We start from the raw sequence: 23,726 nt of genomic DNA, 5'->3' as shown, positions 1-23,726 counted from the left end.
TTCGCGCTAAGACGCAAAGACGCCAAGAAACACTCTGCGCCTTTGCGCCTTTGCGCGAGATAAAAAAGCAATTATTTGCGCTTCTTAGAAGCGTTCTTAGAATCAGTCTTCTTAGAATCAGTCTTCTTAGAAACAGTGTTCTTAGGAGTGGTGCTTCGTGTTTCGCGTTTTTCTTGTTCTCGCAGACGGCGATCGCGCCAATCTGCAAGCGTCAAATAACCAACCCCTCCTGTGACTCCGACAAGCAGCACTGCAGCAACTAAAACTAAAATACTCAGGAATGGACTTTCCACGATTTTCTTAGAGTCCGTTGCGACCCCAAACTACCATTGAAATTGACCAAGTGAAAACAACCAGTAAAGAAACCCAACCCAGTGTCAAAATGTCCATAGTGATAGTTTTAAACTTATTTAGCAAACGTCTCTAATATTAATAATACTAGAACCACGCTCTGAACTAAAGTTTGGCTGTGAACAAGATTTTCGATCATCAACTCATGGCAGAACGCATTGAATCCCTCAAAGCTGGGATAATAGGGGCTTTATGCCTGATAATAGCTTTTTTTATGACCACTTTGGTAAATAATCTGGTGTTAGCTACAAATTTTGAGCAATTGGCCAGTCTAGCAACTGATTCGCTGAGTTTGCGATCGTTAGTAAGTGTTGGAATTGTCTGTTTCTGTGGTTTGCTATTTGGTGTTACCTACCGCTATATCATCCGCGCAGATAAAAATCCTCAACTCAAAGCTGGGGGAGTCTTAGCATTTGGCTTAGTGCGAGGTTTGACGCAGGTGGAAGTTGGCTTGTCCGATTCTAAAAGTGTTTTGCCTTATGTGGTTCTGGGAGTTGAGAGTATTTTGTGGTTTGGGTTGGCAGCGTTTTTCCTCGATACAGCCATGCAACTTGGTTGGATTAAGCCTTTTCAATCAAAATAATACATAAAATACAAAATCTGTCAATATATTTGTCTCAGATAAGTTTTGCCAATTAACCTGAACAACCTCAACGGCGAGGAATCACTGTTGCTCCTAGTGGTAGAGTTAAGATAATCATCACAGGAGAACGGAATCGTATAGACTCTCCAAAAGCTGTAGCAAGTGTTTAGAGTGGGCAAGCATGACATTGGCACTTGGGATGATTGAAGTTTATGGTGTTCCCGCAGCCGTAGAAGCGGGGGACGCTATGTGTAAAGCTGCTCGCATCACCCTTGTCGGGTATGAAAATACTGATTTAGGGCGAATTACTGTGCTGATTCGGGGGGTAGTGGGTGAAGTTAATGTTGCTGTAGCCGCAGGATTGGAGGCGATACCGCGAGTGAATGGTGGTGAGGTGCTTTCTCATCACATTATTCCCCGTCCTCATGAAAATCTAGAATATGTTTTGCCGATTCATCGTTCAGGAAATATTGAGCAATTCAATTCTGATATAAAATTTCCACCGCCATTATCGGCGTAAAAACTGCTGAGTACAGGGGTGTATACATTGCAGCCGTACTCATGAAACTTTTTCTAAAAAGATAAGAATATTTGGTTTGATTTTCATTACTTTTCACTTTTGTAAGAGGCTTATACCGATTTAAAAAATGTTTGCCACAGATACCCCACCCGCCTGATAGCACCCTCCCCTTGCCAAGGGGAGGGTTGGGGAGGGGTCTTGGTGTTGCATTCTTTTTTCAAATTGTTATTAGTGTTGAATTTTTATTGTTCCTAACTTTAAAAGATAGTTTGCAAATTGAGAATAAAACCAGGTAAGACATCTTCCCCCGATAATTCTGTTGGTGATTCTAAAACTTCTACCTCTTTCCCCAAGCGATATATTTCAACTCGGCGGGTTTTTCTATCAATTAACCAGCCGAGTTTTACTTGATTTTCCATGTATTCTTGCATTTTTTATTGTACTTTTTGTAAATCATCAGAAGGTGACATTAACTCTAAAACAAAATCTGGGGCGATTGGAGGAAATTTCTCTTTTTGTTCGGGTGTGAGAGTATCCCATCTTTCTTGTTTTATCCACGCGACATCTGGAGAACGATCAGCGCCATTAGGGAGTTTAAAGCCAGTTGAAGAATCAAACACTTTACCTAGCTTAGTTTGGCGATTCCAAATCACAAAATCAACAAGAATTTCAGCATTACAATTTCCTGTTTCTCCTCCGGTTGGGGACATGATAATAAGTTCTCCCTTGGCACTGCGTTCAAATTTTACATCAGGGTTCTTCTGACAAAGTTGATAAAATTGCTCGTCGGTTAGTTCAATTACAGGTTTGAGGTTGAGCGTAATAGTGTTCATGAGAAGTGAAGAGTTAAGAAACAACTATATATATAGTGGTTCTCTTTTCGTTGCAATACAGTTTGAACCTCACCCCCCAGCCCCCTCTCCGCAAGCAGAGAGGGGGAGTCTTTTCTCTCCTCCTCTCTATCCCCGCGTAAACGGGGGGAAGATAACGAATAGCTTTTTTGCTGGAAGGGTAAGGCGTGGGGTCAAAATCGTACTGTATCGAAATGAGAAGCGCTATATATTGCATTCTAGGCTGCTCTAAGTGGCATGAGTTTCTATGAGATGAAGTTTTGAGAGAAAATTGAATTTAGCTTAAACCAGTGAACAGTGAACAGTCCTGAAGGCGTATGGTGTGGTTGTACTGACACCAACGCTTTCTGTGCTCTTGGTGTGGTGTTTCCCCCAACGATAAAACTGATAACTGATAACTGATAACTGATAACTGTTAAATGTGACATTGCATGGAATCTCTCATCTCTCGCATGACGGCGGTACAGTCGCCTATTATTCCTGTCGTTGGGGAACTGATTAAAAGCTATCCCGGAACCATTTCTCTTGGACAAGGCGTTGTTTCCTATAGTCCACCGCCCGAAGCCATAGAATTTTTACCGAAGTTCCTTGCAGTACCAACTCATAATTTATACAAAGATGTTGAGGGAATTCCCTTGTTACGAACTGCACTAGCAGCCAAATTGCAAGCCTTCAACGGTATTGAAATCAATGAGGAAAACTGTATTGTCGTCACAGCGGGTAGCAATATGGCGTTTATGAACGCTATTCTCGCTATCACTTCGGTGGGGGATGAAGTTATTCTTAATACGCCTTACTATTTCAACCACGAAATGGCAATTACAATGGCGGGTTGTCATCCGGTGCTGGTAAAGTGTGATGAAAATTACCAGCTACGTCCAGAAGCGATCGCCTCTGCTATCACCCCAAAAACACGAGCAGTTGTGACGATTTCCCCGAATAATCCTACTGGGGCTGTGTATTCACAAGAGGCGTTGCGCCAAGTAAATCAAATTTGTCGCGATCGCGGTATCTACCATATCAGCGATGAAGCTTATGAATACTTTACCTACGACGAAGCGAAACACGTTTCTCCGGGTGCATTCGCTGAAAGTAGCGAGTATACTATTTCCCTGTTTAGCCTTTCCAAAGCTTATGGTTTTGCTAGCTGGCGTATTGGCTACATGGTGATTCCTAAACACCTGCTTGTCGCTGTCAAAAAAGTCCAAGATACAATTTTGATTTGTCCGCCTGTGATTTCTCAGTATGCAGCTTTGGGAGCATTGCAAGCAAAAGAGGACTATTTGAAGAATCATATTGGGGCGATCGCCCAAGTTAGGCAAGTCGTACTTAATCTCAACAGCTTACAAGACTTGTGTACAATTGCCCCTGCTAATGGCGCTTTCTATTTTTTCCTTAAAGTTCATACTACAATGAACGCCTTTGAGCTAGTTGAACGACTCATCCGCGAATATAGAGTAGCTGTCATTCCAGGGACGACTTTTGGGATGAATGACGGATGCTATCTGCGCGTCGCTTACGGCGCACTACAAAAAGAAACAGCAAAAGAAGGAATTGAGCGATTAGTGCGCGGTTTGCAAGGGATAATTTGTAAGGTGGGTTAACGCAGTGTAATGAACAACAAGATTCCCGACTTCTTGAAGAAGTCGGGAATCTGAGTCTTTTGAAATACCCACGCTACAACTTTCTAAATAAAACGTAAGTCCGACGAACCTCTCCCACCCAACCTCCCTCTCCTACAAGGAGAGGGAGGAGCTACCTAAAAATAGGATTTTTAAGCCTCTCCCCTTGTAGGGGAGAGGTTTGGAGAGGGGTCAAATCAGGATACATCGAACTCACGTTAAATAAAAACACAAAATTGACAATATGCCAATCATTAATAAATTAATTGAAATCGAAACACAACCAAAAATTAATATTCATAATATAACACCCCAAATCCAAGATTTGATAGCATCAACCTCAATTATCAATGGTCAAGTTTTAGTTTTTTCTCGCCATACAACTACAGCATTAGCTATCAATGAATATGAAGAAAGATTGTTAGAAGATATCAAAGTCTATTTGCAGAAATTAGCACCGGAATCAGACCGCTATTTACACAATGACCTGCACTTAAGAGAAAATATTCCACCAGATGAACCAATGAATGCCCATTCTCACTTAATGGCAATGACTTTAAGTACGAGTGAAGTCATTCCTATTGTGGATGGAAAATTAGGTTTGGGAACCTATCAATCTGTGTTGTTTTTTGAGTTAGATGGACCACGCAAAAGGACAGTGTTTTGCCAAATTTCAGGCGAGTGAGCTATTAGCAAAAGTGCTTGGCGACACAAACCAAGGCTGATTATGCCAGACAAGTACAAGATTGAAAAAATCGTAACATTTTTTATCTTAATGCAATTACATCTCGTCGTAGGCGCTTAAGCGCTTACTACAAACTTTTATTAATTTTAGGCATACAGCAGCAGTTAAGAATCAAAATTAAACCAATAACTATAATTTACTAAATACTCGGAACTACTGCTGTCTGGAGGGATGCAATGTCCAAGATGACTACTGGTTGGCACTGGTTATTAGGTATTGCAATTGGTAGTGTATATACTTTGAGTGCAAATTGTGTTCTTGCTCAAATTACACCGGATGTCACTCTCCCCAACAATTCCATCGTCACTCCCTCTGGTAACACGATCAATATCACTGGTGGAACGCAAGCAGGAACCAACCTATTCCACAGCTTCCAAGAATTTTCTGTTGGCACTGGTAGCGGAGCTTTCTTTAATAATACTGTAGATATTCAGAACATCATTAGTCGGGTGACTGGTGGATCAATATCTAATATTGATGGGTTTATCCGCGCTAACGGTACAGCTAACCTGTTTTTGATTAATCCCAGTGGAATTGTCTTTGGACCAAACGCGCGGTTGGAGATTGGCGGCTCTTTCTTTGCAAGTACGGCTAGTAGTTTGAAATTTGCTGATGGCACAGAGTTTAGGACAGACGGTACCCAAACAACACCATTGCTGACTATAAGTGTTCCATTGGGTCTGCAATTTGGACAGAATCCAGGAAAGATTCAAGTACAGGGGGATGGTCAAGGGAGACGAACAACCACTAATTTGATTGATACACCTTTTGCCCTGCGGTTAGGAGCGAATCAAACCCTGGGATTGGTTGGTGGTGATTTAGAATTCTTGGGTGGAACGCTAAAGAGTACAGGCGGGCGGATTGAATTGGGCAGTGTGGGGTCAGACAGTTTGGTCGGTCTTGTGCCGGTTGCGAACGGGTGGACTTTGGATTATGGTGGTGTGCAAAATTTTCGAGATATCCAACTCTCACAACAAGCAACTGTAGATGCAAGTGGAATCGGGGGTGGAAATGTCCGTGTACAAGGCAGACAAATCACTCTCAAACAAGGGTCTGTGATTCAAGCGAGTAATTTGGGTTTGGGGTTTCAGTCAGGAGGAACCTTGGAAGTCACGGGTACTGAATCAATTCAGATTGATGGTTCAGGAGCCACTTATCCAACGGGAATATTCACTGGAGTCTATCCAGGCGCAAATGGCAATGGGGGAAACATTATTCTCACCACTGGCTCACTTTCCTTAACCGATGATGCTCTAGTCGATACCAGTACCTATGGACAAGGGGATGCAGGCAAAGGCAAGGGCGGGGACATTCGTATTACCACTGACTCGCTCTCTCTGACCAATGGTGCTCGACTTTTTGCCAACACCTATGGACAAGGGGATGCAGGCAGTGTGTTCGTGCAAGCAAAAGATTCTGTGTCTGCTGGTGGTAACAGTTACATCTTCAGCAATGTGGAAAATGGAGGTGTGGGCAAAGGTGGCGACGTCAACATCAATGCGGCAACACTGTCGCTCAAGGATGGCGCTTCACTGGGAACCTTTGTTCGTGACGCATCTGACAACCAGCCAGCAGGACAAGGTCAGGCAGGGAATGTCAACGTTAATGTCACAGGAGCGGTGACGATTGCTGGGGTGAAAAACGGATTCTCTAGTGGTATTTTCAGCTATTTGGGAAGAGGGGCGATTGGTAAAGGAGGAAACATTAATGTCACATCAGGCTCAGTTTCCTTAACTGATGGTGCTCAAATTCTTGCCAACACCTATGGATCTGGGGATGCAGGCAGTGTGTTCGTGCAAGCAAAGGATTCTGTGTCTGCTGGTGGTAACAGTTACATCTTCAGCAATGTGGAAAATGGAGGTGTGGGCAAAGGTGGCGACGTCAACATCAATGCCGCAACACTGTCGCTCAAGGATGGCGCTCAACTGGGAACCTTTGTTCGTGGAGCATCTGCCAACCTGCCAGCAGGACAAGGTGAGGCGGGGAATGTCAACGTTAATGTCACAGGTGCAGTGACGATCACTGGGGTGAAAAACGGATTCTCTAGTGGTATTTTCAGCGATTTGGGAAGAGGGGCGATAGGTATTGGGGGAAACATTAATGTCACATCAGGCTCAGTTTCCTTAACTGATGGTGCTCTAGTCGATACCAGTACCAATGGACAAGGGGATGCAGGCAGTGTGTTCGTGCAAGCAAAGGATTCTATTTCGATAACAGGTAGGACTACCCGCATCAACACTAGTGTGCAACCAAGCGGTGTGGGTAAAGGAGGCGACATCAACATCCGTGCTGCTTCATTCTCTGTCACAGATGGCGCTCAACTACAAAGCGCAATTTTTTATAATCCTAGGACTAGAGCAGCCGGACGGGGGGATGCGGGGAATGTCAACATTGATGTCACAGGCGGGGTGACAATTGCTGGGGTGAACAAAGTGCCCAGCGGCATTTTCAGCTTGGTGTCATCGGGGGGAGTTGGCAATGGGGGTAACATCAATATTACTGCTGGCTCGTTCTCCTTAATTGATGGTGCTCAGGTATTTGCCAGCACCAAAGAAAAAGGCAATGCAGGCACAATTCAAATTAATGCTACTGATGGTGTCAGGATTTCTGGAACAAATTCCACTAATGGAAGTTCCAGCGAGTTATCTACAGAAACCTACTCCTCAGGTAGAGGAGGGGATATAATTATCAACACCCGCACCTTTACCGTGTCAGATGGTGCAGTTTTGAATACCGGGACTTTTAATGATGGCAATGGTGGCAATATTAAAGTGACTGCGAATCGGGTTGAGGCTATCAATGGGGGACAGTTTCTCGCCACCTCGTCTGGTAGCGGACGTGCAGGTAAGATTACGGTTAACGCTACTGACAGGGTAATTGTCAACGGTAGTGATGCAACTTTCAGCGAACGAGTTGCCAAATTTGGCACAAGAGTTGCAAATCCTGAAGCAGCCAGTGGCTTTTTTGTTCGTTCTCAAAGTTCAGGAACAGCAGGAGACATTGAAGTTACCGCACCCCAAATTCGTTTGGACAACTTTGGGAGGTTCAACGCTGAATCAGCATTAGGTAATGGTGGCAATATCAACCTGCAAGTCGGAGAATTACTGCTGCTGCGCCGTGGTAGTCTCATCTCTGCCACTGCAGGAACTGACAAGCTTGGTGGCGATGGCGGTAACATCACTATCAATGCTCCGTCGGGCTTTATTGTTGGTGCTCCAAATGAAAACAGCGACATTACCGCCAATGCTTTCAATGGCAGTGGTGGGAAAATCGATATTAACTCATTAGGCATTTTTAACTTCACTCAGCGTAGTCGAGAAGACTTGGTGCGCGAGTTGGGAACTGATAACCCAAATCAACTCAACCCGCAACAGTTACAAACCAACGACATCACAGCAATTTCCCTAACCAACCCAAATTTAAGTGGTCAGGTCACTATCAATACACCAGATGCTGACCAAAGCCTGGGATTAGTCGAACTCCCCATAGTGTTACCAGATACATCAAAGTTCATAGCAAACGCTGGCTGTGATGCCATTGCTGCCACAGATTCTGACACAGATAAAAGCAAATTTACGATCACCGGACGCGGCGGTTTGCCTCCCAGCCCTTACGAACCCCTCACTACTGATGTCGTCTGGTTAGACACTCGATTATCAGCTATCACATCACAGCAGCAACGTTCACAAAGAAGCGCAGCTAAACCAGCATCTAAGAGTAACGTTGTGAAAATTGTGCCTGCTACAGGTTGGGTGTTCGACGGCAAAGGGCATGTTACCCTCATTTCTAATGCATCCAAAGGGAATGGTTTGGGGTCTACTCCTGCTGGGTGTTCAAAAAAGTAAAATCATATACTTTAAAAAACAGCAGTTTTTCGGTGATTAACATATTATTTGAATAAAATACAGTTCTAGATTCTTGTGGGATGGGCATCTTGCCCGTCCTATATCCGGAAAGACCAAATGCCATACGTGTCAACAATCACGTTTAAGCCTTGATTCGACGTTGATTTACCCCACCCCTTAATCCCCTCCCCTTGCTAAGGGGAGGGGAGGTTTTGGCGCAAGACAAAACCGGGGTGGGGTAAAGCGACAATTGCGAGATTTTACTTATGAACTCACCAACCTTAGGCGATCGCTCGATAGCAGGCTTAGTGGTTTATCTGAAAAGCATAATGTGTACGCCGTGTCTAGGATTGCTGTATCTAGACAAAAAACAACGCTATGCGTTAAAAATCCCTTATACTTAGATTTCGCGGTCAAGGGATTGAGACGAGATGCACAATTCTTAGATCGCGAGTTTGAAGTTGATATATCTATAAGATTTTCTGAATAAATTTCTAGAATCATGCCTGTGACTAGATATACCCAGAAACTGCGCTTCAATGTTATTGCATCCCAAATAGCGATCGCTTTAGTGTGTCTTTCATCACCTTTACTAGTCATAAACACGACTTGGGCACAACCACAGACTGAGACACAAATTAGTTCTTATATCCAACGATTAAAGAACCCTCAACAGCGTTCTGCTGCAATAGATTATTTAGCAACTGTGGGTAAACCTGCCGTCCCCGCCTTAATTACAGCTTTGCAGGATAGCGATGCCCAAGTGCGTGCTAGTGCTGTAATGATTCTCGGTAAAATTGGACCAGCAGCCGCCGAAGCTGCAGTCCCCGTAATACGAGCAATAGATGACAAAGATCCTACCGTTCGTTCTCATGCAGTCCAAGCGATCGAGAAAATTGGCAAACAAGCCTACGTTCCTCACTATATCGCTGCTTTAGACAGCGAGAAGAAATGGGAACGCTACAGTGCAGCCCATGCTTTACGCGCTATGGGAAAAGACGCTGCATCTGCTGTACCTGCCTTAATCAAAAAGTTACAGGATGAAGATGCTTGGATGCGCCAGAACGCTGGTTCTGCTTTAGGGAGTATCGGCAAAGCAGCTGTACCTGCAGTACCTGCTTTAGTTGCCCGTTTGCAAGACACAGATGAAACAGTTCGCTACAGTGCAGCGTATGCTTTGGGTGATATCAGCTTAAGTTTGCAGGAAAATCTTAACCAGGTATCTACAAAAGAATTGGACACAGTTGTCACAGACTTGGAAAAAGCTTTGAAAGTGTTGCAAAACCCCTCACTACAATTCCGCCCCCAAGCAATTACATCTGTAAGCGACCCCCTCGCCGCCTTGAAGAACGAGAGACTGAAGCGGGTATCACAGCCAGCTAGGTGAAATTTTCATTTTAAATCTCACCTATAAACTCACCGGCCTTAGGCTATAAACCAATACGGTTCAGATGAGACCAGAACCCCTATCAGAACCACAATGTAGAGACGCGCCATGGCGCGTCTCTACAGAAAACGCGAATCCCACCACAAATCCTTAACTCAACCGTATTGGGCTATAAACTTATGACTAATAACTAATTCAAGCTAAATTCCTCAAACTCAGGTTGCCCAAACAGCATATTTCGGTCTACGGCTGAGAAAACTTTATTGTTGGCGCGTTCAGAATTCAAACATTGACAAACTAACTCAGCAACATCTGCACGATGGATGCTACCAGAAATGCGTGGCTCTTCAGTTAAAACTCCATTTCCAGTTGCTGGTTCTGACACAAGTCCACCAGGACGGATGATGGTGTAGGTCAGTCCACTTTCAATCAAGTGCTTTTCAGCTTTTTCCTTTTCTACTAAAACGGGTCCTAATGTTTGCAAAACTTGGGGAGGCAAAGCAACGACACTATTTCCACTACCAATAGAAGAAACAAGAATAAATTTTTTTGCCCCTGCTTTGACTGCTGCATCAATAAGATTTTTATTACCTATATAATCTACCTTTTCACTGTCTTTGGGTAAACTACCAATTGTACTAATCACCGCGTGAATCGGTTCATTTGTCAGTATGGCATGTTCTACATCGCCAACATTTAAGGCGTCTCCCAGAACTACCTTAATGCCCATTGCTTCTAGTTCCGCACGAGATGCTGCTGTTCTAAGAAGTGCTTTTACCTTTAGCTGTTGTTGGGTCAAACGCTTGGCAATTTCTAAACCAACGCCGCGACTAGCGCCAGCAATAAAAATGTTGGATGTCGTTGTCATAGATATTTTCTTAAGTAACAATTGTGTAACAACTCATCAATATACAGCAATCTTATTTAATTATTTTTTACTAAGTAAATGTACTTAATCCAATAGTAGGAAGTACTTTTGTAGAAGTTCATGCCAAGGTATTAGATAATGGCGCTAAAATACACTTATGGGTAAAAAATTCAAAAAAGACCTGGAAGAACATCAAGATGTACGAGTTGCTGCTACCTCAAGAATTTGGGGTATTGCTGTGGGAATGTTAGCAATTTGTATTCCGCTTTCAGCGGTTACGAAAAGTGGTCCAATTCTACCTTTAGCTACTTTGACAGGCGCAGCAGTCGGTACAGCTGCTGTGTGGCGTTCTGATGACAAAAAATCAAAAAGTAACTCTTTGCCTCAGCAGAAAGTAGAACTGTTAGAGCAAAGAATCGCTAACTTAGAAACAATTGTCAGTAGTGAGGATTTTGATTTGCGGATGAAAATTAAACAGCTAGAACTGAGCGATCGCGCGGAGCGCAACTCCCAAGGGCATCGCCAACTTGACAATTAGATAATTTTCATCCAAACCGTGTCTGTGTAAGGTGTAACTCTATTTATGGCAATCTATGGCAATTTTTAAATAATTGCCTTCATTCATAATTAAGATAATATTATTCATTAAATAACCCTTGATTCTATTATAACTGTTTCAGAGTTTATGAATTATAGGTAAAATTGCCGTGTTCCTAGAGAAAAAATGGAAAACAATTGTAAAGTGATATTACAATTGTTTCAAAAATATTTAAAAATCGTCGGAAATCCAAACATGGTTCTAAGGTAGAACCTAAGGAGATGCTAGAGGCAAATTATGACGAATAAAATTGAAAAGTATCGGTTTGTCTGTACCCTTACCTTCGGGGATATCTACGGTCAAATCATTATTTGGTTGATTACCATTACGATAAGCTTGGCGTCAGCTTTGGCGCTGATGGGTGCTAGACGACCGGTTTATGCTTTAGCCACCGTCGGGCTCGTAGTTCTACTATCGTTGCCTTTCTTGCTTTTTGCCTTCGTAACCACCTTGCTAAATCACATTGAGGTGTCTCCCATAGAAGCAGGGACAAAAATGGAACCAATGCCTGGCAATATTTCCCAACAACAACCTGTACAAGCGACTAGCTGAAGGGATTTTAGATAGAGGACTGGTTATTGGTTAATGGTTAATAGTTAGTGGTAAAGAATAACTAATAACTAACAAATGTAGAGACGCGCCATGGCGCGTCTCTACAACTAACAACTCCCTACTCCAAAATCCACAATTAAAACAATATCCCTGTCTGTTGGCGGGGAATTTTTTTTAGAGATGCGACATTTCACGTTTCTACAATAGAAAAGCTATAGCTTTTTTTTACACTGGGTGGCTGATTATGCTTGAACATGATGTGATTATTGTCGGAGGTGGGTTGGCTGGGTGTCGCGCTGCAGTAGAAATTGCCCGCACTGACCCCAGTTTGAATGTGGCTGTGGTTGCCAAAACCCACCCGATTCGTTCCCACTCGGTGGCGGCGCAAGGTGGGATGGCTGCATCTCTGAAAAATGTTGATTCAGCCGACACTTGGGAAGCTCATGCTTTCGACACTGTCAAGGGTTCCGATTATTTGGCGGATCAAGATGCAGTGGAAATTCTTACGCGTGAAGCGCCAGATGTGGTGATTGATCTAGAACACATGGGCGTTTTGTTCTCGCGTTTAAGCGATGGTCGCATTGCTCAACGTGCTTTTGGCGGACATTCCCACAATCGTACTTGCTACGCCGCTGATAAGACTGGTCACGCAATTTTACACGAATTGGTGAACAATTTGCGGCGATATGGTGTGCAAATTTATCAAGAGTGGTACGTGATGCGCCTGATTTTGGAAGAGGGTCAGGCGAAAGGTCTGGTGATGTACCACATTTTGGATGGGCATATTGAAGTGGTGCGGGCTAAGGCGGTGATGTTTGCGACTGGTGGCTATGGTCGTGTTTACAACACCACGTCTAATGATTATGCTTCCACTGGTGATGGTCTGGCAATGACTGCTTTGGCTGGGTTGCCCTTAGAAGACATGGAATTTGTGCAATTTCATCCCACAGGGTTGTATCCGGTAGGGGTGCTGATTTCAGAAGCGGTGCGCGGAGAAGGGGCGTATCTGATCAACTCTGAGGGAGAACGCTTTATGGCAAGGTATGCTCCCAGCCGCATGGAACTTGCTCCGCGTGATATTACTTCACGGGCGATCGCCTACGAAATTCGTGCAGGTCGCGGTGTTCATCCCGATGGTAGTGCTGGTGGTCCGTTTGTTTATCTCGACCTGCGGCATATGGGTAAAGAAAAAATTATGAGCCGCGTCCCCTTCTGTTGGGAGGAAGCACATCGCTTAGTAGGTGTTGACGCAGTGACTCAACCTATGCCAGTACGCCCTACCATTCACTATTGCATGGGTGGTATCCCAGTGAATACCGACGGTCAAGTCCGCAGTAGTGGTGATGGTCTGGTTGATGGCTTCTTTGCCGCAGGGGAAACTGCTTGTGTTTCCGTACATGGCGCAAATCGCCTCGGCAGTAATTCGTTGTTGGAATGTGTGGTTTATGGACGAAGAACCGGAGCTCGTGTAGCACAATTTGTGCAAAAACGCAAGTTACCAAATCTGGACGAGCAACGCTACATCACTGAGGCTCAGCAACAAATTCAGGTTCTGCTAGAACAGCCTGGAAAGCTCCGCATTAACGAAGTCCGCCAAGCCTTCCAAGATGACATGACTCAGTACTGCGGCGTGTTCCGTACACAAGAACTCATGCGTGAAGGTTTGAAGAAAATAGAAGAATTACAACAAAAGTATTCACAAATATACTTAGATGATAAGGGCAGTTGCTGGAATACGGAAATCGTGGAAGCTTTGGAATTGCGGAGCCTGATGGTAGTAGGGCGGATGATTCTAGAATCCGCCTTAAATCGTCAGGAAAGTCGCGGCGCTCACTTCCGCGAAGATTACCCCGAACGGGATGATACCAACTTCTTGAAGCACACAATGGCTTATTATTCGCCAGCAGGAATTGATCTTCAATATCGTCCAGTGGCGATTACCATGTTTAAGCCACAAGAACGGAAGTATTAGGAAAGGCTAAAGTGTCAAGGCTCAAGGATGAAAAATTTTCATCCTTGCTTGTTTCTAACAGAGATATTAAACCTGAGAATATTATTAAACCTGTGGGAAATAAGCCGTTAGTTCTAGTTGATTTTGGTGCAGGAGAAAATAAAAGTTAGAGTGGAGGATTACTTATATCTCTTGGAAAGAAGGCTCGCTAAGATAGTTTCAATCTCCATTGAGAAAAGCGTTAAGTATATAAACTATGCAGACAAAAGAAGCGCCTTTCACTCTTCGGCTTTGGACAGTGAAGGAATACCATAAAATGGCAGAGTTGGGAATTTTTCACCCAGAAGAACGAGTGGAATTAATCGCAGGACAGATTGTTAAGATGAGTGCAAAAGGAACTATCCATACTACTACTGTCAGGCGTATTGCTAATGTTCTGCGTGAGCAATTACAAGGCAAGGTAGAGGTAGATGTTCATACTCAAGATCCAGTCCAGTTAAATGATTTTTCAGAACCAGAACCTGATATTGCTGTGGTAAAAGTTGATCCACTCGATTACGTTGACCACCATCCTACAGCCTCAGAAGTTTATTTGATTATTGAGGTAGCAGACAGTAGCTTTAAATACGACTGCGAGACTAAAGGTAAAGCCTACGCTCAATCAGGAATTCTAGATTATTGGGTAGTGGATGTTAATAACCGTAAACTCCACGTTTTTCGAGAACCTACTCAGGAGAAATATCAGAGTGAAGTGATTTTTTCACAAGAGGCAATTATTTCACCATTGAATTTTCCTAACTTGATGATTACAATTGCTGATATATTGCCACGAGTGATTAATAAGCCGTGACAACAATAGTTATTCGGTAGTACGGGTTAGCAAGTGGCTGATGAGCATGCTGTAGCGTGACGCTAGGTCGGTAAGCATATGGTTATGTACCACGAAGAGCGTAACTGTTTACTGAATAACTGATCATTGCTTTACTATAACTTTGGATAGGTGTATAATTTCTCAAAAGAAGGGGAGTAGCTGCTGGCAATCATATTAGCCAGTACACTTGAGTCAACATACTGGCAATAAGCCTGGTTCAAGTGACGAGAAATGTAAGGCTCTCAGCTTTGAGAATACTAAAAGTACTCAAAGGCTGACCGTTGAGAGCAAATTAATTCTTGGAAGTGAGACCTTCACTAAGTTCACACAAAAAAGTGTGAGCTTGGTGGAGTCTCATCGCTCACATCAAGCTCACACAGGCAAAAGATTCCTGAAGGAGCTTGAGAGAGTGTTAACAGCTTTTACTGCGGGTTTGTTATTAATTACGGTTTCCGAGCTAGGTGATAAAACATTTTTTATCGCCGTGATTTTAGCGATGCATCACTCGCGGCGGCTCGTCTTTGCAGGTGTGATAGCCGCTTTAGCTGCAATGACAATTCTTTCTGTTGTCTTAGGACAAGCAGTTTCGATACTTCCAAAAGTTTATATTCATCACGCTGAGATAGCTTTATTTCTAGGCTTTGGAATTAAACTGCTTTATGATGCAAGTCGAATGCCTGCTTTTAGTTGTGATAAGGAAGTTGTAGAAGAGGCAGAAGCTGCAGTGAAACAGGCAGATATGCAACTGCCGAAAAAGAAAAATGCTTTAGCAATTTTAACAGAAGCCTTTGTACTGACGTTTATGGCAGAGTGGGGCGATCGCACACAAATTGCCACAATTGCTTTAGCCGCAGGAAATAATGCCATTGGAGTAACAACGGGTGCAATTTTGGGACACGCCATTTGTGCAGCCGTTGCTGTTATTGGTGGCAGAATGCTAGCAGGGCGAATTTCTGAGCGGAAACTCACCTTCATAGGTGGATTTTTGTTTCTTTTGTTTGGTGTCGTAGCCGCTATCGAGGGAGCATAAAAATAAGAAAGAAGAAAGAAGAATGAAAATTTTTTTCTTCTTTCTTCTTTCTTCCTTTTTCATTCTTTACTTAGCGCTGCTATTTGGCGTTGGCGTTGGAGTAGGAGAGGAGGATTCACTTGCTTGCTTATTAATTTCGTCTCTGTATTGGGTTGGTGCTAAAGCCGCAGCTTTGGTAAACAAAGTTTTTGCTTCGTCAGTTTTGCCCTGTTTTTTGAGGAGCATCGCCTTGGCTAATGCGGGACGAAAATCCTGTGGATCGTTCTTTATTGCCTGGTCATAAGCAGTAAGAGCTTGATCATAGCGTTTTTGGGAGGCGTGTACGTTGCCCAATAGCACTTGTACAGCAACTGTATCGACACTTCCAGGCTGAACTTTATTTGCTTGGGTTGCAGTATTGAGAGTATCTTGCAGCAAACCAACAGCTGCTTCGGGGCGACCTTGAGCCAGCAGGAGAGCAACCATTCCTTGTAAAGCATCAAGGTTGCCAGGTTTATTTTGCAGAACAGAACGGTAAGCTTGAGCAGCTCCTTCCTTGTCGCCAATTTGCTGCTTAGCTTGAGCCAGCAGCACTGCATATCTTGTTTGTTCTGGATTCAGCTTTGCTAACTTTTCTAAAGGTTCAATAACGCTCTTGATCTCACCGACACCTAAGCTGAGTAACTGTAAACGAGTCTCAAGCAAGCCTCGCAGCGCCGTTTGGTTGTCGCTTTCTCGCTGCAAAACCTGTTCATAACCCCGTGCTGCATCTTCCAGCTTTGATTTTTGATCAGAGGAAGGGGAACCACTTCTTGCGTTTGCGGACTGTTGGGTTGAGCTTTGCGTTTGATTAAACGCTCCAATGAGCGGTACTACTGAAACTCCGACAAAAGCAAGAAGTGCCAGCACCAAAATCACATTGACTATCCAGCGATTGCGAGGTTTAGACACAAAACCGTCCTTAAACTCTAATGACATTATCGTTTACAGAAAACATGAAAGTTAAAAATTTTAAAAACTTTGCGGAATGCCGTGAATTGTTTGTGAATTTTATAACAAAAAGCAATGTACGCAATCCATGTAAGTGTTGACTTTAGGAGGAATAGTCTGAATTTTAGCTATGTTATGCTTCCGAAACTAGTGTAAAGGCGCTAAATTACAAATTTAGTGCGTGTATGCGAAATTTCGCGTCTTTAGTATCCCACAGAGCGTTGAGATAGGTTGTCTTGAAAGGAAATATACTTACAAGCGCCGCACAAACGCTCTTTCCAGCTGCCTTCGTAAAATCCCACAATGGGATGTGTCTCCGCCGCAAGGAGTTTTTATGACTTCCGACCTGATGCCGTCGCCCGAATCGTCCAACTCAGCTGCTTCTAAAGAAGCTTTAAACAGCAATGATGCAGCTACGAATGTAAATGCAGCGAACCCAGCTTCTCAAGCAGAAGATTCGCCTGTAATCTCAAATGAAACTGCCAATACTGCCAATGATGAAAACTTAGTAAATCGGCTGGAACCGATTCCACCTCCTAGTGAACCAATGCAGTACCGAGCCATTGGCTTAGTACGAGGTCGTTACGTTGCCAGCAGTGAACAATTCACTCAAGGTACAATGTTCACCTCAGATGGCGCAGAACTCGATGCTGTCCTTCTGGGTCGGATTATGAGTTTAGTTAAAAATCATTTGGACTTGGAAAAAGAACATCTGTGGGTCGTTTATCCCCGTACTCGGCAGGAAAACGATAAATTGCACGTACAAATTGTAGGAGTTTGGGAACCAGAAAATTTAGCTAAACATCAAACAGCTGATGATGAAGAAGATTCAGCTACAGAAGATTTGCAAACACCCGCTAATGGTTCATCAAGTGCCCTCGTACCCTCATCAGAAGTTCCAGATGGTGGTTTTTCTGTTCGTGGCGAGGTCGTTTATCAATCTTTTGAAGGTGAACACTTGGTGGTCAAAATTAAACAGGCTGCCCGCAAACAAGATGACAAACCAAAGTATTTCAAGTTGAAAATTAAAGGTAAGCTTGAAACTAAAGCAGTTAGTAAGTTTTGGGACTTGAAAGTCCAGCGGGAAGCTGACGAATTAGTTGTAGAAAGCGCTGAGGCGATCGCTGATTTACCCAAAAAGCGCAGACCACCACAACGAAGACCAGGGGGCGGTGGGGGTCGTCGTCCTAGTGGAAGAAAACCATTTCCCCCAAGACAACGCAATGGCGAAACTCCGCGTCCAGTGCGGAAAATAGGCGACTCCTCTGCGGCGTCAAAACCTGTATCTACAAAACCCGTTCCTAAGCCCGTCAAGCGTCCGAAGCCACCCGAACAATAAAGAATGAATAGAGAAGAATGAAGAATAAAAAAATTCTTTATTTTTCTCTGTTCTCTGTTCTTTGTTTATTAAAACTCCGTCCAACGGTCTTGCGGAAGAAAAGACCGCTCCATCTCAATTGGGGCTACAGGCTCTGTTAAGGTAAAATCACCTGATGAAATCCATTGTTTCAACTCCACAGCAACTTGCTTGGAGAGAAATACACTTGCAAGCGGTGCAACGCGCACAGTTCTGCCTTCTATGGTGATCCGCCCTGATTTGAGTTGGGTGTAACTTACTAAACCAAAGGTAGGACGGACGCGCCGGGGAATAGAAAAGTCTACTATCGGGGCTACCAAATCTTTATCTTGAACTGCACATCTTGCAACGACTTCTTCGTTCAACACCGGGAGTGGTACACCCACTCCCAACATCAAAGAAGGACCGTAACTCTTGAAGTAACACCCACGCACCCAACGAGCATCCATTTGCTTGGCATCACCAATTAAAGACAAAGTCGCAGCCGGACCAATAGGTGTACGATTGGGTAAGCGCTTTTGTAAGGGAAAGTGCTGCGTACCTTCCCAAGCAACATAACCAATACCGCCGCCTAGGAAAATTCGCGTCCCAATTCCAACAAGCTGCAGATCTGGGTCGTTGAATAGGGGGGAGATGGCACCAGGGTTAGAGTAAACAGCATTGCTCAAACGCGGTTGTAAAGGACCGAGGTATGTGTAAAGTGGGCGATCGCCCCCATTCACACCTACTATAAAATTTTGATAAAGATTGCGGGGATTGAATAAATAAAACTGGTTTATCGTCTCACGGGTAATCGTCGTTTCAAAACTTGCTCTAGGATAACAATCTGTAACTTGTCCTAGCGATCGTACGTGTACGGCTTTACCAGCTATCAAATCTTCAATAACATGACCGCCACCGCGTTCCCGGACTTCTTCCCCGTCCATCACCTCCACCGCACAACTTGCACCCAAGTACAAATCTACTGCGCCAAAACCAGAGTATGCGGGTACTCCATCTAACCAGCAACGGCGGATTTTTATCGGCGGGTCAGTATGTCCTAAATTAATAATTGCACCGCTAGACTCCATCGGTTCAAAAGTGCCAGTGGTGATGACATCAACTTCCTTAGCAACTTTAGTAACACCGACTTCTGCAACTCTTGCTTTTAATTCAAGAGCGGTCAAGACTACCGCTTGCTTGCGGCTGATTTTGTCATTTATTTCCGCAATGGTTCGCATATAAAAATGTATGGGATCAAGGAACGTGAGTTATTGATAGAGGCTGGGTTATTTAATGTACCTACTCAGTAGAGCGTGTTGGAACGCACGCATATAATTTGGATGAATAGTGTATTACACGTTTCAATCACACATCCTACGTTACTATTGCTTTATCACTCTAAATGTTAGATTTATTCTTTCTTTTAATTGTTTAGATGTCTTTGGTATTTGGTGATGCCAAAAATGTTGTGTTGAGCCTTTCATGAGCAGAAGACTACCATGAGTTAGGGTTATTTCAACTTTCTCTAAATCTTTGTTCAATTTATGCTTAAGTTGAAAACGCCTACTTTGTCCAAAACTTACCGAAGCGATAATTGGGTTTCTTCCTAGTTCTGGCTCATCATCGCTGTGCCATGACACGTAATCCTTTCCATTCCGATAAAGATTGATAAGGACACTGTTAAACTTTTCTTGTGCAACCTCTTCAATTCTTTCTTTTATTAAAAGTAGTATAGGTGTCCAAGCTTCCGGATTCATGGTAATTCCTGAATAGGTATAAGATTTACCCCCGTCTCCATACCAAGCTGTCAATCTTGGCAAGTCAACTTCTTTACCAAAAATCTTCATCTTATCTTGTCGCCAATTTATGCTGCCAAATAATTCTTTGAAGAGTTGGTTACTTTCTAACCCATTAAAGAAACTCCGATATATAATCACCTCTCCATCTGGTAGAGGTTTACCATCAGCCATCGTTATAACGTCAAGTATTGGTTTAGTACTCAACTCTTGGTTACTAAATAAGTTAAGGCTCAATTGATTTCCCATATAATCTTGCATTCTAAACTCCAAACTTTGGATATTAACTTAACTTACATATGTCATAAAAATCCTTTGATACCTACCTATCCCTTGATTATTAACAAAACATCTTGCTGTCATTAACCAAAGTCTACCCCTAACGGCTTCATCAAGCATTGATATGTCCGATATCTCAAATAAAGTAGCCATTATACTACGAAAATTATCAATACGTTTTCTAGCACTATAAAAATTAGGGCTTACGCATATAAAATAATTAGAACCCTTTTGAGAAATGTTTAGGATATTAGCCAAATGCTTTAGGTTTATATGTTCAATATCAAGAATGTTGGAAAATACATGAAGCTTTATAGTTTGAGATTGAGATCTAACATCGGTAATATCCAAATTGTCAAGTTTTTTGTTGACTATCCTAATCTTTAAACCTGCTTGCTTATGTATTAGGGCGGACTGTACATATTGTTCTCCTCGATCAAGTGAAGCAGCAGAAGGTTCAATCAGAGTAAGACTGTTTATGCTTAAATTTATTTTTTTCGAGGCTAGATAACTGATTAAAACACACGTATCAGTTGCGGGACCACAACCATAACTAAAAATCTCAAGTGGCTTTCCTATAAATTTCGATAAATCTAACGTATCAAAAGCACTGGTTAATTTGTAGTAATGATGTGCGCCATAGAGAGCTATGTAAATGTCTACTTCTTCGTTATGTTCTAATATTTTTCTACCATTACTAATATCATTTAGGGTGCGACGGAAATCTTTGTACTTTGGATTTATGTGATACTTGTTTAGACAACTGCCGTATACTTCTTCAAGGTAATTGAAGTCAGTTCTAAATACACCTAAATTATGAAAATTATTTTGCATATCTATCCTTCTTTGGGAACTCTACTGGTTCAAGTCCAGGATGTCCTAAAGAAAGTTAAAAAAGTAAAAAAATTGTAAAACAAAGCTAAAGTAATGTATATCTTAATATGAAAAATGAGTAAGTATTTTCAGTAAATTTACCATAGTTAGTACTATTTAAGAGTAAGCATGACTAGCTACTATGCTAGATGGCACGACTCATGAATAGACTATGGTGAGGCTCACCCTCTTTTTGCAAACGCATTGCCCACTCCACACCAAAAGAGCGATAACGCGGAGCGCCTGTTGAAGGCAATGCTCACAAATTTTAATTATTTTGTGTAAAGACGAGGCAGCGCTGCAGGAGGGTTTCCCTCCCCAGGCGACTGCCGTCGCAAAGACGCAAGGTATACTTCGCGCCTTTGCATGAAACTAAAATCTTTCCACTTCCTCAAACTTTTAGCCTGGGAACGAGTTAACGTGCGAATAAACCTGATTCTTCCAAAGCCTAAAGGTTTTTAGCTGTTTTATCTGGTTCATCCAGAAACTTCAGTTCGCAATTCATAACTACACCGTTAGGAAGTTTCACACCCACAGTGCCAACTCTGGATGGGTACAAATCGACGATCAGCATTAAACCTAAAGCTTTATGCTGTACTGGCTTGTTGGCAATGTAATACTTGGTAGCAACTTGAATATCCATCTGTCTGACTCCAATGTGAGTTGTCTGTTGCAGTTGCAAGTGCAACGCTGTATTACGCTGCAAATCCCAATCCTCTCGGGTTATTCAGTTTGATAATTGCATCGTAATGTCCGGATAGATGTTTTTCACCTATTTGACACTCCCCACGCCTAAAGGCGGGGGATTCTAGTCTCATCGTCGTCGCTTGCCTGTGCAGGTCTTACGACCAACACAAGTAGAGGCTACAACTCCACTAGCGTTACTTTGGGACTGCCCATCCCTAGCACCGCAGTTTCTTACGGAGGGAAACCCTCCTCCGAACTGCTCGTTTGCACGACTTAAAATCACCTTAGCTGCATTCACATCTCGTTGCTCAATATATCCACAGCTTGGACATGAATGAGTACGTGTGCTTAACGACTTCTGAACTTTTTTGCCACAATTAGCACACTCAACAGATGTGAAATGTGGAGGAACTGCAACTATTGTCCGTCCAAACTTTGCACCAAAGTATTCGACCCATTGACGAAAGTTATACCAAGATGCATCACTTATACTTTTGGCTAGTTTGTGATTTTTTACCAACCCGCTTACATTCAAGTCTTCCAAAACTACCTTAGCGCTAGCTAGGCATAAGTTACGCGCGAGTCTCTTCGCGTGTTCATTCCTCTGTCTTGTTACTCTCAAATGCTTACGCGCATAGACGGAACGTGCTTTCCTCCTACCAGATGACCCTTTTTCCTTCTTGTAAATCTTACGTTGCGCTCGTTTTATCTCTTTTTCAGATTTTCTAAGGAATCTTGGGTTTTCTTCATGATGCCCATTGCTATCAGAATAAAAGTACTGTAGTCCAACATCAATACCTATTTCAGATGTGGCAGTGGGTGCGTCTTGCTTGTTATCCACCTTGACACAGAATTGAACATAAAACCCATCGGCTCTACGGACAATCCTAACTCGCTTAATTAGTTCTATAGGATATGTGTGAATATCCCATTTTCCGAGTAACTTGAGTTCCCCTATACCTTTGTTGTCTGAAAAAGTTATGCGACGTTTAGATGAATGCAATTTCCATCCTGATGTTTTGTATTCAACAGAACGGCTATCTTTTTTAAAGCGTGGATACCCTTTCTTCCCCGGTTTTTTGTTTTTACAATTATCAAAAAATCGGTTAATGGCTCGTTCTACATTCTCTACAGATGCTTGAGTTGCGTGACTGTTCAAATCCTTAACAAACGCGTATTCAGCACGTAATTGAGTGTTGTACTGATAAAGCTCTTTCTTTCCAATGCCACGATTATCCATCCAATATCTTAGGACTTTGTTTCGTACAAACTGACTTGTACGTATAGCTTCGTTTATGGCTTGAGCTTGAGTATTTATCACTACAGCTTTATATTCTAGTACCAACACTCTTGAATCACCTCCTTTATCTTGCTATATTAATATTTAGTATACACACAATAACTATAGATAGCAACAAAAAAACGATTAAAAAATATACCAGTTTTATATGATGAAGTGAAGGAAAGGCATCAGATTGTTGTAACTCCAACAGCTTGGGCAAGTATGAAAAAAGAAGCTAATAACAGAGGTATTAGTATTAGCGAATTGATAGAAAGCTTTGGACGGGGACTAAAGTCCCCATCGGGCTTATCCCCATAAATGGAATTTAGGGGCTTGCGCCCTCCGATTTTCGGTCATCTATCTCTTTAAGCTAATTGATTCACTCGCTACTGTGCATTGTAGGGGTAAAATGAGGGATCGAGGCTGATAACGCTAACAGCAGTGGAACAGAAAACCAGCCAGAGGTAAGCAGCACTTATCGCTGAGTCAAGCAAAAATACTCAGTTACTACTTGACTAAGCAAAGATACTCAGTAGATAATAGTAACAGAATGTTAAGTTATTTCAGAAAACCTTAAAAAGTCTGTAATATTTTTGCAACTAGACTATTGTTTACACAGCTTTGCGGCTTTTCTAAAGCAATCCAAGTTAAACCAGATTCTTGGTAAAGCCATTGACCTGCGCGACAAAAACTTAAGCTTTAAAAGCCAAAACCTATTCTGTGGAGT

Annotated in this window: 23 protein-coding genes and 1 pseudogene; 14 read left to right on the top strand and 10 right to left on the bottom strand. The window is 42.8% G+C overall.

Annotation, left to right across the window (positions count from 1 at the left end; translation table 11 throughout):
* Positions 1 to 71: 71 nt before the first annotated feature.
* Complete coding sequence (locus AACT52_RS13135) at positions 72 to 293, bottom strand: hypothetical protein (protein WP_073626722.1); 222 nt, start codon at positions 291 to 293, stop codon at positions 72 to 74.
* 7 nt (positions 294 to 300) lie between these two features.
* Positions 301 to 390 (bottom strand): cytochrome b6-f complex subunit PetN, encoded by a 90-nt coding sequence (petN, locus tag AACT52_RS13130; RefSeq protein ID WP_071599833.1) that lies wholly within the window; start codon positions 388 to 390, stop codon positions 301 to 303.
* A gap of 79 nt (positions 391 to 469) precedes the next feature.
* Here petN and AACT52_RS13125 point away from each other — a divergent pair, with 79 nt between their 5' ends.
* A complete protein-coding gene (locus tag AACT52_RS13125) occupies positions 470 to 934 on the top strand; it encodes a hypothetical protein (RefSeq protein ID WP_233153764.1) in 465 nt (154 codons plus the stop codon).
* A gap of 181 nt (positions 935 to 1,115) precedes the next feature.
* On the top strand, positions 1,116 to 1,454 hold the full coding sequence (locus tag AACT52_RS13120) for a carbon dioxide-concentrating mechanism protein CcmK (RefSeq protein WP_073626719.1): 339 nt from the start codon (positions 1,116 to 1,118) through the stop codon (positions 1,452 to 1,454).
* A gap of 257 nt (positions 1,455 to 1,711) precedes the next feature.
* On the opposite strand, the pseudogene AACT52_RS13115 reads toward AACT52_RS13120, so the two are convergent.
* Positions 1,712 to 2,287: pseudogene (locus tag AACT52_RS13115) on the bottom strand (Uma2 family endonuclease).
* Between the two features lie 449 nt (positions 2,288 to 2,736).
* Here AACT52_RS13115 and AACT52_RS13110 point away from each other — a divergent pair.
* From AACT52_RS13110 to AACT52_RS13090, 5 genes are all read left to right on the top strand, one after another.
* Positions 2,737 to 3,909 carry a pyridoxal phosphate-dependent aminotransferase gene (locus AACT52_RS13110; protein ID WP_073626716.1) on the top strand — a complete coding sequence of 391 codons (1,173 nt, stop codon included), beginning with the start codon at positions 2,737 to 2,739 and terminating at the stop codon, positions 3,907 to 3,909.
* A gap of 262 nt (positions 3,910 to 4,171) precedes the next feature.
* Positions 4,172 to 4,612, top strand: coding sequence for a secondary thiamine-phosphate synthase enzyme YjbQ (locus tag AACT52_RS13105; RefSeq protein ID WP_073626714.1), 441 nt, complete (start codon positions 4,172 to 4,174; stop codon positions 4,610 to 4,612).
* Positions 4,613 to 4,848: 236 nt separating this feature from the next.
* Positions 4,849 to 8,517 carry a two-partner secretion domain-containing protein gene (locus AACT52_RS13100; protein WP_073626712.1) on the top strand — a complete coding sequence of 1,223 codons (3,669 nt, stop codon included), beginning with the start codon at positions 4,849 to 4,851 and terminating at the stop codon, positions 8,515 to 8,517.
* Between the two features lie 266 nt (positions 8,518 to 8,783).
* Positions 8,784 to 8,921: a hypothetical protein gene (locus AACT52_RS13095; protein WP_158054480.1), complete on the top strand. Its 138-nt coding sequence runs from the start codon at positions 8,784 to 8,786 to the stop codon at positions 8,919 to 8,921.
* A 98-nt stretch (positions 8,922 to 9,019) separates the two neighbouring features.
* A complete protein-coding gene (locus tag AACT52_RS13090; protein ID WP_073626710.1) occupies positions 9,020 to 9,904 on the top strand; it encodes a HEAT repeat domain-containing protein in 885 nt (294 codons plus the stop codon).
* 190 nt (positions 9,905 to 10,094) lie between these two features.
* On the opposite strand, the gene AACT52_RS13085 is transcribed toward AACT52_RS13090, so the two are convergent.
* Complete coding sequence (locus tag AACT52_RS13085) at positions 10,095 to 10,772, bottom strand: SDR family oxidoreductase (RefSeq protein WP_073626708.1); 678 nt, start codon at positions 10,770 to 10,772, stop codon at positions 10,095 to 10,097.
* Positions 10,773 to 10,929: 157 nt separating this feature from the next.
* Between AACT52_RS13085 and AACT52_RS13080 the strand changes: the two genes are divergently transcribed.
* From AACT52_RS13080 to AACT52_RS13060, 6 genes are all read left to right on the top strand, one after another.
* Positions 10,930 to 11,310 (top strand): hypothetical protein, encoded by a 381-nt coding sequence (locus tag AACT52_RS13080; protein ID WP_073626706.1) that lies wholly within the window; start codon positions 10,930 to 10,932, stop codon positions 11,308 to 11,310.
* A gap of 297 nt (positions 11,311 to 11,607) precedes the next feature.
* Positions 11,608 to 11,922, top strand: coding sequence for a hypothetical protein (locus AACT52_RS13075; protein ID WP_073626704.1), 315 nt, complete (start codon positions 11,608 to 11,610; stop codon positions 11,920 to 11,922).
* Between the two features lie 244 nt (positions 11,923 to 12,166).
* Positions 12,167 to 13,894 carry a succinate dehydrogenase/fumarate reductase flavoprotein subunit gene (locus AACT52_RS13070; RefSeq protein ID WP_073626702.1) on the top strand — a complete coding sequence of 576 codons (1,728 nt, stop codon included), beginning with the start codon at positions 12,167 to 12,169 and terminating at the stop codon, positions 13,892 to 13,894.
* 11 nt (positions 13,895 to 13,905) lie between these two features.
* Positions 13,906 to 14,043, top strand: coding sequence for a hypothetical protein (locus AACT52_RS41360; protein WP_233153763.1), 138 nt, complete (start codon positions 13,906 to 13,908; stop codon positions 14,041 to 14,043).
* An 86-nt stretch (positions 14,044 to 14,129) separates the two neighbouring features.
* On the top strand, positions 14,130 to 14,723 hold the full coding sequence (locus AACT52_RS13065; RefSeq protein ID WP_073626700.1) for a Uma2 family endonuclease: 594 nt from the start codon (positions 14,130 to 14,132) through the stop codon (positions 14,721 to 14,723).
* 430 nt (positions 14,724 to 15,153) lie between these two features.
* On the top strand, positions 15,154 to 15,774 hold the full coding sequence (locus tag AACT52_RS13060; RefSeq protein ID WP_073626810.1) for a TMEM165/GDT1 family protein: 621 nt from the start codon (positions 15,154 to 15,156) through the stop codon (positions 15,772 to 15,774).
* 66 nt (positions 15,775 to 15,840) lie between these two features.
* On the opposite strand, the gene AACT52_RS13055 is transcribed toward AACT52_RS13060, so the two are convergent.
* Positions 15,841 to 16,704: a tetratricopeptide repeat protein gene (locus tag AACT52_RS13055; protein ID WP_073626808.1), complete on the bottom strand. Its 864-nt coding sequence runs from the start codon at positions 16,702 to 16,704 to the stop codon at positions 15,841 to 15,843.
* A 373-nt stretch (positions 16,705 to 17,077) separates the two neighbouring features.
* On the opposite strand from AACT52_RS13055, the gene AACT52_RS13050 reads away from it, so the two are divergent.
* Entirely contained in the window at positions 17,078 to 18,082 is a 1,005-nt protein-coding gene (locus AACT52_RS13050; RefSeq protein WP_073626698.1) for a hypothetical protein, read from the top strand.
* 68 nt (positions 18,083 to 18,150) lie between these two features.
* On the opposite strand, the gene AACT52_RS13045 is transcribed toward AACT52_RS13050, so the two are convergent.
* The 5 genes from AACT52_RS13045 to AACT52_RS13025 all read right to left on the bottom strand — a co-directional run bounded on the left by AACT52_RS13045 (position 18,151) and on the right by AACT52_RS13025 (position 23,065).
* Positions 18,151 to 19,320 carry a homocysteine biosynthesis protein gene (locus tag AACT52_RS13045; protein WP_073626696.1) on the bottom strand — a complete coding sequence of 390 codons (1,170 nt, stop codon included), beginning with the start codon at positions 19,318 to 19,320 and terminating at the stop codon, positions 18,151 to 18,153.
* Between the two features lie 144 nt (positions 19,321 to 19,464).
* On the bottom strand, positions 19,465 to 20,139 hold the full coding sequence (locus AACT52_RS13040; protein WP_233153762.1) for an alpha-ketoglutarate-dependent dioxygenase AlkB family protein: 675 nt from the start codon (positions 20,137 to 20,139) through the stop codon (positions 19,465 to 19,467).
* A 27-nt stretch (positions 20,140 to 20,166) separates the two neighbouring features.
* The gene (locus AACT52_RS13035) at positions 20,167 to 20,991 is read right to left on the bottom strand and encodes a hypothetical protein (protein ID WP_073626694.1); all 825 of its coding nucleotides are present in this window, start codon (positions 20,989 to 20,991) and stop codon (positions 20,167 to 20,169) included.
* A 487-nt stretch (positions 20,992 to 21,478) separates the two neighbouring features.
* On the bottom strand, positions 21,479 to 21,736 hold the full coding sequence (locus tag AACT52_RS13030) for a hypothetical protein (protein WP_073626692.1): 258 nt from the start codon (positions 21,734 to 21,736) through the stop codon (positions 21,479 to 21,481).
* A gap of 108 nt (positions 21,737 to 21,844) precedes the next feature.
* A complete protein-coding gene (locus tag AACT52_RS13025; protein WP_073626690.1) occupies positions 21,845 to 23,065 on the bottom strand; it encodes an RNA-guided endonuclease InsQ/TnpB family protein in 1,221 nt (406 codons plus the stop codon).
* Positions 23,066 to 23,726 lie beyond the last annotated feature (661 nt).

This window comes from Scytonema sp. HK-05 (assembly GCF_963872035.1).
Classification (GTDB): domain Bacteria; phylum Cyanobacteriota; class Cyanobacteriia; order Cyanobacteriales; family Nostocaceae; genus Kalymmatonema.
Note: the sequence above shows the minus strand (reverse complement) of the source record. Positions and strands in the feature narration are given on the sequence as shown.